The organism is Tardiphaga sp. 37S4 (assembly GCF_021044645.1).
In the GTDB taxonomy this organism is placed as follows: Bacteria; Pseudomonadota; Alphaproteobacteria; order Rhizobiales; family Xanthobacteraceae; genus Tardiphaga; species Tardiphaga robiniae.
This window is the reverse complement of record NZ_CP088008.1, coordinates 2,080,732-2,093,814: the sequence shown is the minus strand read 5'-3', so window position 1 is coordinate 2,093,814 and position 13,083 is coordinate 2,080,732. Positions and strand designations below refer to the sequence as shown.

The window sequence follows — 13,083 nt, the reverse complement described above, 5'->3', positions numbered from 1 at the left end:
GGAAAAGAGTATACGCACGGAAACCGAGAGTCACGCCGCGGTGCAATCAGTAGTATCACTCGGAATGAGCGGCGGCGGCTATCGCCTGACGATCGAACCGGACTTCCCGACCAGTCGCGCCAGCTGCTTGAAGCGGCTACCGACGCGGTCGGCGACGAGATCGACCATGCGATGCTCGAAGACGAGCATCATCTTGCGATCCTTGGTGGCGAAATGCGTGGCGGGCAGCACGCCCGGCCGCGCCGCCGAAATGAGATGCGCGACCCTGAATAACGCGCCGAGCAAACGGGCGCGTTCGACCTGTGCCGGCGAGACAAGCGCGCGGACCAGCTCCGGAGGCTCGTTCTCGGCGCCGAATCCTGCGTAGCGGTAGTACACACAGAGCGCGAGGAATGCGCGACCGTGATGATCGACCGAGCCGAAATTGCCGTTCGTGATCAGACTGAGCGTCTGCTCGCCGCGATGATCCGGATGGACGCGCCAGCCGATATCGGACAACAGACACGCCACCCGGCGTAGCCGACGATCCTCGTCGGTCTCTTTGAGCTTGGCGACACGGGCGAACCGATCACTCCAGTCGCTCAGCTCCTGCGCGTGGCGGGCCGAACGCGACAGCAACTCGTTCATGGTCTGCGCGGCGCCGACCAGACCGTCTTGCATGCGCTGCGCTTGCGGCAGCATTTCGTACAGCAAGCCTTCACGGACGCCATAGGTCGAGAACACGATAGTCTTCGGCTTGGCGGTGCGAATGACATATTCGAGCACGAGCGCCGCGTAGACCAGCAGCGGCTGGCGCTGTTCGGCTATGGCTTCGATGTTGGCAAGAATGTTGGCTGTTGCGAGCCGGCGCAAGCGGCGCACGAAATCGAGCGCTTCGGTGGCCGGGATCGAATAGCCATGCATCACACGTAGCGGATAGCCGCTCTGGATGATGTGCAGCCGCGCCAATGCACGCCAGGTGCCGCCGACCGCATAGAAATTGCGACCTACGCCCGCCTTGAGCTGCGCGACGTCAGCCAGCGCCAGCCTGACGATGCGCTCCGCCTTCTTTGGTGATTTCTGTGAGGCATCCTGCAATGCGAGACTGCCGAGCGGCAGCGTCACGCCCTGCCGGACCGCATTGCCTTTGACATCGATCAGTTCGAGCGAACCGCCCCCGAGATCGCCAACCAGGCCATCCGGCTTGTGCACGCCCGAAATCACGCCCAGCGCCGAGAGCTTCGCTTCGCGCGGCCCCGATATGATCTGGATCTCGCAGCCGCAGATTTTCTCGGCTGCTGTGATGAAGGCAGGTCCATTGCTCGCATCGCGCGCCGCAGCGGTCGCGATGGCGTAGACGCGACCGACCTTCATGACCCTGCACAGCGCACGGAAGCGCCGCAGCGCCGTCAGCGCCTTATCGACAGCGTCCTTGGCCAGCAACCCGGTGCTCTGCACTTCGCGGCCGAGACCGCACAGCGCCTTTTCATTGAAGAGCGTGACAAGGCTTCGCGTCAGCGACTCGTAGACAACGAGACGCACCGAGTTGGAGCCAATATCGATGACGGCGACGCTGGTCGCGCGTTGATTGGCACGCGCTACCACGTTGCTGGTTCCTTACGAGGATTGGTGACGCTCCGAACGGCGGGTGAGCCGGCGCGGGGATGATTTCTCAAGCGACTTTCCACGGCCAGACAGACTCGGATTCGTCATGAAGTAATTGTGCACATTGAAGGGTTCCTCGCCCTTCGCTGCCTTCATACGCGTTGACGACCCGTCCGGCAACAATTGCCAGCTCTGTTCCGTATCCTTGAGATTGGCCACCATGATCTGCTCGAGCACCTGGGTATGCACGGTGGGATTCTGCAGCGGACACAGAACCTCGACGCGGCGATCCAGATTGCGTGGCATCATGTCAGCCGACGATATGTATATCGCCGCCTTCGGGCTCGGCAGGCCATTGCCCATACCGAAGCAATAGATTCGACCATGTTCAAGGAAGCGGCCGATGATCGACTTGACGCGAATGTTTTCAGACAGGCCGGGCACGCCCGGCCGCAGGCAGCAGATGCCACGCACGATCAGTTCAACGGATACACCGGCATTCGACGCCTCATAGAGCGCATCGATGATTTCCGGATCGACCAGCGAATTCATCTTGAGCCAGATCGCACCCGGCTTGCCGCTGCGGGCGAATGCCGCTTCGCCGCGGATGTGTTCGAGCATGCGACCGCGCAAGGTCAGCGGCGACACGGCCATCTTCTCGATGTCGCTCGGCTCCGCATAGCCGGTGATGTAGTTGAACACGCGTGCGGCATCGCGACCGATGATCGGGTCGGATGTGAAATATGACAGATCAGTGTAAATGCGCGCTGTGACCGGATGATAGTTGCCGGTGCCGGTGTGCACATAGGTCGTGAGCGAGCCGCCCTCGCGGCGCACCACCAGCGACAGCTTGGCGTGGGTCTTCAATTCCAGGAAGCCATAGACCACCTGGACACCGGCGCGTTCGAGATCGCGAGCCCAGCGGATATTGGCCTCTTCGTCGAACCGCGCACGCAGCTCGACGAGCGCCGTTACCGACTTACCGGCTTCGGCGGCCTCGACCAGCGTGCGGACAATCGGCGAATTGTTGGAGGTGCGATACAGCGTCTGCTTGATCGCCACCACGTCCGGATCGCGCGCAGCCTGCTGCAGGAACTGCACGACGACGTCGAAGGATTCATAGGGATGATGGACAATCAGGTCCTTCTGACGGATCGCGGCAAAGATGTCGCCGCCATGATCGCGGACACGTTCCGGATGACGCGGCACATAAGGCACGAATTCGAGATCGGGCCGATCGAGCCGCGTGAGCTGCGAAACCTCGTTCATGGCGAGGATGCCGTCGACCAGCAGGATTTCGTCATCCGAGGTCGCCAGCGCGCGCTGCACGAAGGCGCGGAGTTCTGCCGGCATGCTGGCTTCGATTTCGAGCCGGATCACCGACCCTCTGCGGCGACGCTTCAGCGCAGTCTCGAACAGCCGGACCAGATCCTCGGCCTCTTCTTCGACTTCGAGTTCACTGTCGCGGATGATGCGGAAGGCACCCTGCCCCTGAACGGTGTAGCCCGGGAATAGACGTGCGATGAACAGGCCAGTGGCCTGTTCCAGCGTGATCAGGCGGACCGCGCCGTCCTTGCCGGGGGTCGGCAGGCGGATGAAGCGATCGATCTTGCCGGGCATGCGGATCAGCGCGTTCATCGTCTTGCCGTCGGACACCCGCGACAGATGCAGCGCGATGGTGAAGCCCAGACTCGGAATGAACGGGAACGGATGCGCCGGATCGATCGCCAGCGGCGTCAGCAGCGGGAAAATGTTGTGGAGGAAGTGGTCCTCGATCCAGGTCCGGTCGGCCTTGCTGACCTCCTTGCCGTCGAGCAGCACGATTCCGACATCGGCCAGCATGCCGCGCTGGTCGCGCCAGATCGCCTGCTGGTCGCTGCCGAGCTTGGAGACCGCGCTGTTGATCAGCACCAGTTGCTCGGCCGGGGTCAAGCCGTCCGGACTGCGCTCGCTGATTCCCTCACGGACCTGCGCTTTGATACCGGCGACGCGGACCATGAAGAATTCATCAAGGTTGTTTGCGGAAATCGACAGGAAGCGGACGCGCTCCAGCGCCGGATGGCCCGGATTGACGGACTCCTCAAGGACGCGGCGATTGAAATGCAGCCAGGACAGCTCGCGATTGATGAAGCGCTCGGGACCCGACGCGACCACCTCTGCTGGCTTCGCTTCGCCCTTTTTCTCTTCAATAACAATCTCTTCTGCGGAGTCCATGAGACAGCAATCCATCCAGTTCAAGCAGCGCTATAGTGCCGGCAAATCACAGCGGACATTGCGTCAGTTGCGTGACGCTTCGATGACATTGAGGAACCTGCCTGCCGCGCCGTCAAGGCACGGTTTGACGCGCCGCGTTTGACGTCCAAGGCTAAGTCAGGCGTCGCGCAGCAGTTCCGCGGCCAATGCACGGGTCACCGGCCGCCCAAGCCGAAGCGCCTCGCTATCCAGCAATTCCACCGTATGGCGGGCGGCGGCGAATGACCGCTCGATGCGGCTGGCCACATAGCTGACCACGCTCTCGTCGATGCTGAGCTGGCGGTCGGCGCAAAACTTCACGATCAGCGCCCGAAACAACCCGTCATCCGGCGGCAGCAGATTGACTACCGGGATCGCACGGAGCCGCGACCGCAGATCGCGCAACTCGACCTCCATGGCGGCCGGGGCGACCCGCGCCGTAATCAGCACATAGGCGTTGTCCTGACGTGCCAGATTAAGAAGGTGGAACAGCGCCCGCTCGTCGAACGCACCGGCATTGAGATCCTCCACCACCAGTGCGTTGGTCACCAACTCAGCCGGAACCGTCGCAGCCGTCAGGCTGTGCGCCATGGTGGAGCGCGCCCCGGCCTCCTCGGCCCAAATCGCCGCCAGATGGCTCTTGCCGGACCCTTCCGGGCCGACAAGGAGCATGACCCGGTTCGGCCAGTCCGGCCAGCAGTCGATCAGTCCCAGCGCCTCGGCATTGGCCGGGCCCTCAAGGAAGTTGTCGCGGGACAGACTCTCCGCATGGGGCAGCGCGAACGCCAGTTGACGGGGTTGGACGCGGGCGACCACGCAAATACTCCTGCCGGCTCCGCCGGCGAACGTCACGAATACCGGTTTACCGGGGCTCTTGACCGGGTTCGATGGTGCTCATGTGTCGCATCCACTCGACGAGATAGAAGGACACAGAGAGCAGCGTCAAGACGGTCACAAAGCCCATTAAAATCAAATCGTAAGGCGAGGATTTGAAACCAAATCCGAGGGCAGCAAGAACCAAGGCTGCGAAGGCCACCTGCGCCACCGTATTGAGCTTCGATACCATCAGCGGCTTCATCGGGATCGGTTTGCCGAACAACCACGACACAATGACGGCGCCCACGATCATGATATCCCGCGACACCACGAGAATCACGATCCAACGCGGAACTGCCCCCCATATCCCCAGGGAGACATAGATCGAGACCAGCAGCGCCTTATCGGCCAAGGGGTCGAGCAGCGCACCGAGTTCGCTGGCCATGTTGAAACGCTTGGCGAGAAAGCCGTCCACGGCATCGCTGACCCCCGCAATCACGAAGATTGCAAAGGCGATTTCCATCTGGTTCGAGGCAATCGCCCAGACAATCACGGGCACCAGCAGGATGCGCCCGAGGGTGATTAAATTGGGGATACTCACGCGGCGCTTCCCGGCTCCGGCCTGTTTCGCAATCCGAGCTTGGGGGCTCCGACCGGCTTACCGCCTACATAGTAATCGGGATAGCGTTTACGAGCCATTGCGCAGGCGGGGATTCCGACGTAACCAGCCGAAAATACACAGTTTCGCAGCTCCGGCAGGATACCCGGCATGACCGACCAGAAAAAAGGCCTCACTTACGCGGACGCGGGCGTCGATATCGATGCTGGCAACCGTCTGGTGGACCTCATCAAGCCGATGGTTCGCGCAACCGCCCGTGCCGGCGCTGACGCCGAGATCGGCGGCTTCGGCGGACTGTTCGACCTCAAGGCCGCAGGCTTCAAGGATCCGGTTCTCGTCGCCGCCACCGACGGCGTTGGCACCAAGGTCAAGATCGCCATCGAGGCCGGCATCCATAACGGCATCGGCATCGATCTCGTCGCCATGTCGGTCAACGACCTCGTGGTCCAGGGCGCCGAGCCGCTGTTCTTTCTCGACTACTTCGCCTGCGGCAAGCTCGACCCAGAAGCCACCGCCTCAATCGTCGCTGGCATCGCAGAGGGCTGCCGTGAATCCGGCTGCGCGCTGATCGGCGGCGAAACCGCCGAGATGCCCGGCCTGTACAAAGACGGCGACTACGACCTCGCAGGTTTCTCGGTCGGCGCTGCCGAGCGCGGCACGCTACTGCCGACCAAGGACATCGGCGTGGGCGATGCCGTCATTGGCATGGCCTCGTCTGGCGTCCACTCCAACGGGTTCTCGCTGGTCCGCAAGATTGTCGAGCGCACCGGCCTCTCTTACGCCGACAAAGCGCCGTTCTCGCCGGTGATGACGCTTGGCGGTGCGCTGCTGACCCCGACCCGGCTCTATGTGAAATCCTGCTTGCGCGCGATCCGCGAGACCGGCGCCGTGAAGGGCCTCGCGCATATCACTGGCGGCGGCTTCACCGACAACATCCCGCGCGTGCTGCCAAAGAACCTCGGCGTTCGCATCGACCTGCCCTCCCTCACCGTCCTGCCGGTGTTCAAGTGGCTGGCAAAGGAAGGCGATATCGCCGAACTCGAGCTGCTGCGCACCTTCAACTGCGGCGTCGGCATGATCGCCATCGTCAAGCGCGAAGCCGTGCAGCAGGTGATGGACATCCTGCGCGAGGGCGGCGAGACCGTGTCGCTGCTCGGCGACGTCATCGAGGCCACAGGCGACGAGCGCGTCGTCTATGACGGACATCTCGAACTCAACCTGTGAGGCCGTGATGCGTCGCGTCGCCATCCTGATTTCCGGCCGCGGGTCGAACATGACGGCGCTGATCGAGGCCGCAGCCGCAGATGGCTTCCCGGCCGAGATTGCGCTGGTGATTTCGAACAAGGCCGACGCTCCCGGGCTCGCCACTGCGCAGGCCAATGGCGTCAAGACGCTGGTGATCGAGAGCAAACCGTTCGGCAAGGATCGCGCCGGCTTCGAGAAGCTGCTGCAGGCGGCCCTCGACGAGCACAAGATCGAGCTGATCTGCCTCGGCGGCTTCATGCGCCTGTTCACGGCGGAATTCGTGCGACACTGGTACGGCCGGATGCTGAACATCCACCCGTCGCTGCTGCCGTCCTTCCCTGGCCTCGATCCGCACGGCCAAGCGTTGCGCGCCGGCGTCAAGATTTCCGGCGCCACGGTGCATTTCGTCATTCCGGAGACCGATGCCGGCCCGATCGTGATGCAGGGAGCCGTGCCCGTCGCGGATGACGATACGGCCGACACACTGGCCGCCCGCGTACTTGGCATCGAGCACAAGATCTATCCACAGGCGCTGCGATTGTTGGCGAATGGCGGCGTTCAGATCGTCGGTGAAGCCACCCGGAGCAGTCCCGGTGTCTGCAGCGACGACAATCTCATTGCGCCATCGGTGATCTAGCCACCAACGGAGCATGGCGGACGAAGCCTGCACCTCGCCCGCCATGACGCAGTCGATCAGCTCTTGATGAAGGCGAGCAGATCCGGGTTGATCACATCCGCATGGGTGGTCAACATCCCGTGCGGGAAGCCTGGATACAGCTTCAGCGTGCCGTTCTTCACCAGCTTGGCAGAGAGCACACCCGCATCGGCATAAGGCACGATCTGGTCATCATCGCCGTGCAAAACGAGCACCGGCACATCGATCGCCTTCAGGTCTTCGGTGAAGTCGGTTTCCGAAAATGCCTTGATGCAATCATAGTGCGCCTTGGCGCCGCCCATCATGCCCTGCCGCCACCAGTTGTCGATCACGCCCTGATAGACTTTCGCGCCCGGCCGGTTGAAGCCGTAGAATGGCCCGGCCGGGACATCGACGTAGAACTGCGCGCGGTTGGCAACAAGCGCAGCACGGAAGCCGTCGAACACTTCGAGCGGCAGGCCGCCGGGATTGTTCTCGGTCTTGAGCATGATCGGCGGCACGGCGCTGACCAGCACCGCCTTGGCGACGCGTCCCTTCTTGGCACGTGCGACGTAACGCGCAACTTCGCCGCCACCGGTGGAGTGACCGATATGCACGGCGTCCTTCAGATCCAGTTTGTCGGTGAGTTCGGCGACGTCGGCCGCATAGGTGTCCATCTCATTACCGGTCGCGGTCTGGCTGGAGCGACCATGGCCACGGCGGTCGTGCGCGATGACGCGATAGCCCTGATTGAGGAAGAACATCATCTGGTTGTCCCAGTCGTCCGCACTCAGCGGCCAGCCGTGATGAAACACGATCGGCTGCCCGGTGCCCCAATCCTTGTAGAAAATTTCGGTGCCGTCTTTGGTGGTGATGGTTCCCATGATCCAGACTCCTTTGAGTGGGTTGCGGGCAAGCGCGACTTCGAATTCGCAGCGGCTTATGCGGATAACCTGGCCGCTTTCCGCCTCTGCGCCGATGACAGGCCAGTGAATAGACTAACGGGCCGCAAGTCTCTTGTACGTTTCGAATACAAAAACAAGATGTCGCCGAGCCGCCAACGGGCGACGGGCGACGACCAGCTGCATGCTATTCAGGCGGCAATGCCGAAGTTTCGGCATTGCGCTCTTCGCCAATTAATATACCAATAGTACAGTTATTAAATTTTGTCGAGCGGATCGCTTGTCGCACCCTCGGCAAGCGTCAACGGACCTTCCGGAGCTGCAGCATGAATACGCCGAACGACTACCAGATCTTCGAGGCGGGTGACGTGCTGCTGCAATCCGGCCAGCGGCACCCGCGCCTGCAGCTTGCCTACAAGACCTATGGCGCACTCAATGCTGCCAAAGATAACGTCATCCTCTATCCGACGTCGTTCGGCGCACAACACTACGACACTGAGTGGCTGATCGCGCCGGGCGCCGCACTCGATCCGGACCGCTACTTCATCGTCATCCCCAATCTGTTCGGAAACGGGCTGTCGTCATCGCCATCGAATTCGCTGGAAGCTCTGGCTGGCGCCCCCTATCCGAACATCAGCTATCATGACGCTATTTCGATCCAGCATCGCCTGCTGACCGAGCAATTCGGCATCGCCCGTCTGGCACTGGTCTATGGCTGGTCGATGGGCGGCATGCAGGCATATCACTGGGCCGCCCGCTATCCGGACATGGTGGCACGCGCGGCAGTGGTCTGCGGCAGCGCCCGTTGTTCGCCGTTCAACGCCGTGTTTCTCGAAAGCGTGCGGGCCGCTCTAACGACCGATCCTGCCTTTGTCGATGGCCGCTTTGCTTCGAAACCATTGGCCGGTCTCCGCGCCATGGGACGCGTCTATGCAGGCTGGGCGATGTCGCACGGCTTCTACCGCGATGAGCTCTGGCGTGAGGCCGGCTTCACCTCACTGGGAGACTATCTGACACGATCATGGGATGTCGCCTTTGCGCATCGTGATGCCAACAATCTGCTCGCTCAACTCTGGACCTGGCAAAATGGCGATATCAGCCGCTGCGATGAATTCCGTGGCGACTTCCGGAAAGCCATGGCCGCTATCAAGGCGCGCGTTCTGCTGATGCCCGGACAAACTGACAACTATTTTCAGGTTGGCGACAACGAAGACGAACTCCCCCTGCTAACCAACGCACGCAAGGCCGAACTGTGTCCGATCCCCTCGCTGCACGGACACCGCGCCGGCAATCCCGTCAAGATTCCAACCGACGCAGCCTTCATCAACATGAAGGTCTCCACGCTGCTCGCCGCCGACGCCTGAACCGAGAACGGAACGAACCGATGACGATGGATGCAGTTGGCCATGGCAAGATCGAAACCCGCGCCCTAACGCCCGCACAGCTGAAGGAGCTGTCGGTTCGCGCCAATCTTCCGGGGCTCATTCGCTCGATCAGCCATTATGCCTTGATCGCTTTGGTTGGAACGCTGATCTGGCAGGTCGCCACCCGCTACGGCGTGGTGTGGGCGATCCCGCTGATCATCATCCAGGGTTATCTCATCGCCTTCCTGTTCATGGCAGTGCACGAGGCTGCGCACAAGACCGTGTTCACCAACCGGCGGCTCAACGAGATCCTCGGCCATGTCTCATCGCTGATGATCGTTCTGCCCTATGAGCACTATGCGCTGTTTCACTGGGATCATCACCGCTTCACACAGGATCCCGACCGCGACCCGGAGCTCGTCACCGCGACCATCCCGTCGTCCGACACCAGACTCGCCATCGCCTATACCGGCATCGTGCAACTGACCAACCGGATCCGTCTGCTGGTCCGCCGTGCTCTGACCGGACAAGCCGTGGCGCCGTGGATCCCGGAATCCAAGCAGGGCATGGTGGTGCGCGAAGCCCGCATCTATGCCCTCGTCTATCTGGCGCTGCTGATCGCTTCCATCGCCTTCTCCAGCACGATGCTGCTGTGGTGCTGGCTCGTCCCGCTCTATGTCGGCCAGCTATTCCTGCGGCCCTATCTCTATGCCGAACACACCGGCTGCGAGCGTACCCGCAGCGCCTATGAGAACACCCGCACGACCTATACCGATAGGCTGACGAAGTGGTTCACCTGGAACATGCCATTCCATGTCGAACATCACGCCTACCCGTCCGTCCCCTTCCACGCATTGCCCAAGCTCAATGCCATCATCGACGAGCGCATCGCGCATCGCGGTCAGGGCTACCGGGCCGTCACGCGCGAAACCTGGCGCTGGTTTCGCCGCGCGCGGCAAGGCGGCATCTGACTATTGCGCCGACAATACGGATCTGACGAGCTTGCGCGCATAGTCGGCCGTCAGCGGCCGAAATCCAAAGACATACTCATAAAACAGCGTGCCATAGATCCGGTCATAGAGATCGCCGGCTGGCTCCGAAGCAACGATGCTGCCGTCCTTCTGGCCGTCCTTGATAATCGCCAGCGATATGTCCCGGCGGATACCGAGATAGCGTTCGGAGAAGATTTTCGCTGAACCCGTCCGAGAGATGCATTCGGCAATGACAGCGAGCTGTACCTTGCCAAAATCGCTGTTCAGCGCCACGGCATAGGCGGCGGCATGTTTCGTGATGCGCGTGAACGGATCGCCGCTCTCGGAAAGCGGCAGCATGGTGGACGCCTGCCGCAGGAATGCATCGATCAGCACCGCTTCGCGCGACGGCCACCATTTATAGATCGTCATCTTGGAGACGCCGGAATCCCGCGCAATCGCATCGATGGTCGTCGCAGCGAGCCCCTCAGCCGCCATCATGCGATAGGCGCTGTCCAGGATCGCATCCTCGGTCTCGACCGATCGAGGACGACCTCGCCGCACCGGGGTCACGTCGGTCATCGTCGCAATATTTCTCTGTCGGCTGCCATGCGTTCACTATAGCGCGGCCCCCATCGATCAAACAGGGAAATTGGCGTGGCGATCAGACGCGGCGACGGAATGTTGGTCTCGCGCGCCGAGCAACTCATAGATCTGCACTTCGGCGGCAAAGCCTTTCGGCTTGATCCGGGCGACGCTGCGGAAAAGAAACAATGAGTCCACCCGCGCCTTGACGGCTTCGCTGACCAGGACGCTGGTTCCGTAGTCCTTGTTCAGCGTTTCGAGCCGTGACGCGAGATTTACGCTCGCGCCGAGCGCCGTGTAGTTCATGCGGTCGGGTGACCCGATATTGCCGATCATGACATCGCCCACATGCAGGCCAAACCGGGTCTTGTAGACGGGCCAGCCCTCACGCTCGAACTCCTCATTGAGCTTCCGATTGGCTTCGACGCAATCGAGCACAGCGGCGCAAGCCTGCGCGACATGGTTGGTGTGCTCGACGGGTGCGTTCCACAGCCCCATAACCGCATCGCCGATATATTTATCGACCGTGCCCTGATGCGTAGCAATGACGTCCGAAATCGCAGCGAAGTAGCGCGACGTGTAGAGCATGACCCGTGTCGGATCTTCGTTCTCCGTCATCCCCGTAAAATTCTCGACATCTGTGAACAGGATGGTCGCTTCGCGGCGCTCTCCGCCCAATTGCATGGCCGTGCCGGTTTCGACCAGTTGCTGAACCAGACGCTTGGGAACGAAATTCGAGAATGTCTGCACCAGCGTACGCATGGTGAAGACCGATCGGCCGAGATCGTCGATTTCGCGGATCGGCGAACGCAGTTGCGGCATCGACGAAAACCGGAAGTTCTGGATGCGATCGACCTCGCGCGCCAAAATTCGCAGGGAGAGCGACAGCTTGTTGCCGATCCAGAACGCAATCGGTACGGCCGCGAGCACAAAACAAAATGCGAGAATGAAGAGCGTGCGCTTTTCTTGCTCGATCTCGGCATAGAACTCATCGAGCGGCGCGAAGAAGCCAACGCGAAGATTGGCCGATCCAGCCATCTCTACGGGCCTGAATGCCGCCGCATAGGCACGCCCGGTTCCGTCATCGAAGAACTGTTGTTCAACGCCGGTCTGGCGCCACGCCTTGATAGCCGCAGTAGCGCCGATCGTATCGACATCGCTCAGTCGCGGCAGCTCCGACAGTTTGTTCGGCACACTCGTGGCTTCAAGCCAGCGGGACATCTCGGGATGCGCCAGCACCCGGTCGGCATCATCAAACAGGTAGGCCACGCCCGAATGCCCGAGCTGCTGCTTGCGCAGCATGGCCTCGGCTTCACTGAGCAGGATATCGCCGGCCACAACACCCCGCTGCCCCTCCACAATGGGCATTCGCAGCGTGTAGCCGATGTCACCGGTCTGATAGAAAATATAGGGCTCGGTCAGCAGACTGGCATTGGGCTCGAAGGCGCCACGATACCAGGGCCGAACGCGAGGATCGAAATCGACAGGCCCGGGCAGACTTGCCAAAGGCTGCAGCGCATCGTCGAGATAGGAGGTCGTGGTCTGAAGCGGTCCAAAATCGCCTGCTTTCACGATCGTGAACAGGCGAAATCTGGCCCCGTCCGGCGCCCCGAAGCGCGCTTTCACCCCAGCTCCCGTTCGGTCGATCAGGTCCATTTCCAGGAACGAGCCGTCCTCATATCCCATGTAAAGGCTGAAGAGCTGCTTGTTGTTGCGGAGCATCGACGCCAGCAGGATGTTCAGCCGCGGGTTATTCTTGAGCTCCGCGGACTGGACCGATGTGATGCCGCGCAGGATATCCAGATTGTCATGGACACTCTTGAGCTGCGCATCGATGCGATCGGTCGCAGCCTGCGCGACCACGCTGAGATACGACGAAGCCGCCGTCCGGATGATCGTGTTGACCCTGCTGAAGCTGAGATAAACCAGCGCCAGGCCGACGGTAAGGACGACGCCGACGAACAGCGCAATGATCGACGTCCTGAAGCCAATCCGAAAACGCGATCTCGCCGGCACCGTCATCGCAGGATGCTCCACACGCCAGCCAATCTGGCACCGCATATCGACAGGCCAGACCTGGCTGCGCCGGACGGGAAGTCTCGCGGTATCATGATTCCGTCACGCAAGCGCA

At 61.6% G+C, this 13,083-nt stretch carries 11 protein-coding genes; 4 read left to right on the top strand and 7 right to left on the bottom strand.

Going from position 1 to position 13,083, the window contains the following annotated elements; translation table 11 throughout:
- Positions 1 to 78: 78 nt before the first annotated feature.
- The 4 genes from ppx to LPB73_RS10190 form a co-directional block, all read right to left on the bottom strand.
- The gene (gene ppx, locus LPB73_RS10205; protein WP_093758318.1) at positions 79 to 1,584 is read right to left on the bottom strand and encodes an exopolyphosphatase; all 1,506 of its coding nucleotides are present in this window, start codon (positions 1,582 to 1,584) and stop codon (positions 79 to 81) included.
- Positions 1,585 to 1,596: 12 nt separating this feature from the next.
- Positions 1,597 to 3,798: an RNA degradosome polyphosphate kinase gene (locus tag LPB73_RS10200; protein ID WP_120292383.1), complete on the bottom strand. Its 2,202-nt coding sequence runs from the start codon at positions 3,796 to 3,798 to the stop codon at positions 1,597 to 1,599.
- Between the two features lie 156 nt (positions 3,799 to 3,954).
- Positions 3,955 to 4,632, bottom strand: a complete 678-nt coding sequence (locus tag LPB73_RS10195; protein ID WP_089263968.1) for a DnaA ATPase domain-containing protein — start codon at positions 4,630 to 4,632, stop codon at positions 3,955 to 3,957.
- A gap of 46 nt (positions 4,633 to 4,678) precedes the next feature.
- Positions 4,679 to 5,233, bottom strand: coding sequence for a CDP-alcohol phosphatidyltransferase family protein (locus LPB73_RS10190; protein WP_068731090.1), 555 nt, complete (start codon positions 5,231 to 5,233; stop codon positions 4,679 to 4,681).
- Between the two features lie 168 nt (positions 5,234 to 5,401).
- On the opposite strand from LPB73_RS10190, the gene purM reads away from it, so the two are divergent.
- Both purM and purN read left to right on the top strand, forming a co-directional pair.
- Positions 5,402 to 6,475, top strand: coding sequence for a phosphoribosylformylglycinamidine cyclo-ligase (purM, locus tag LPB73_RS10185; RefSeq protein ID WP_120292381.1), 1,074 nt, complete (start codon positions 5,402 to 5,404; stop codon positions 6,473 to 6,475).
- A gap of 4 nt (positions 6,476 to 6,479) precedes the next feature.
- Entirely contained in the window at positions 6,480 to 7,133 is a 654-nt protein-coding gene (purN, locus tag LPB73_RS10180; RefSeq protein ID WP_231081119.1) for a phosphoribosylglycinamide formyltransferase, read from the top strand.
- Between the two features lie 56 nt (positions 7,134 to 7,189).
- Here the strand turns inward: purN and LPB73_RS10175 are convergent, their stop codons facing one another.
- Complete coding sequence (locus LPB73_RS10175) at positions 7,190 to 8,014, bottom strand: alpha/beta fold hydrolase (protein ID WP_231080488.1); 825 nt, start codon at positions 8,012 to 8,014, stop codon at positions 7,190 to 7,192.
- 344 nt (positions 8,015 to 8,358) lie between these two features.
- Between LPB73_RS10175 and LPB73_RS10170 the strand changes: the two genes are divergently transcribed.
- Together LPB73_RS10170 and LPB73_RS10165 are read left to right on the top strand one after the other, a co-directional pair.
- On the top strand, positions 8,359 to 9,396 hold the full coding sequence (locus LPB73_RS10170) for an alpha/beta fold hydrolase (protein WP_231080487.1): 1,038 nt from the start codon (positions 8,359 to 8,361) through the stop codon (positions 9,394 to 9,396).
- Positions 9,397 to 9,416: 20 nt separating this feature from the next.
- Positions 9,417 to 10,367 carry a fatty acid desaturase gene (locus LPB73_RS10165; protein ID WP_231080486.1) on the top strand — a complete coding sequence of 317 codons (951 nt, stop codon included), beginning with the start codon at positions 9,417 to 9,419 and terminating at the stop codon, positions 10,365 to 10,367.
- Here the strand turns inward: LPB73_RS10165 and LPB73_RS10160 are convergent, their stop codons facing one another.
- Positions 10,368 to 10,949 carry a TetR/AcrR family transcriptional regulator gene (locus LPB73_RS10160; protein WP_231080485.1) on the bottom strand — a complete coding sequence of 194 codons (582 nt, stop codon included), beginning with the start codon at positions 10,947 to 10,949 and terminating at the stop codon, positions 10,368 to 10,370.
- A gap of 57 nt (positions 10,950 to 11,006) precedes the next feature.
- On the bottom strand, positions 11,007 to 12,974 hold the full coding sequence (locus LPB73_RS10155) for an adenylate/guanylate cyclase domain-containing protein (RefSeq protein ID WP_231080484.1): 1,968 nt from the start codon (positions 12,972 to 12,974) through the stop codon (positions 11,007 to 11,009).
- Positions 12,975 to 13,083 lie beyond the last annotated feature (109 nt).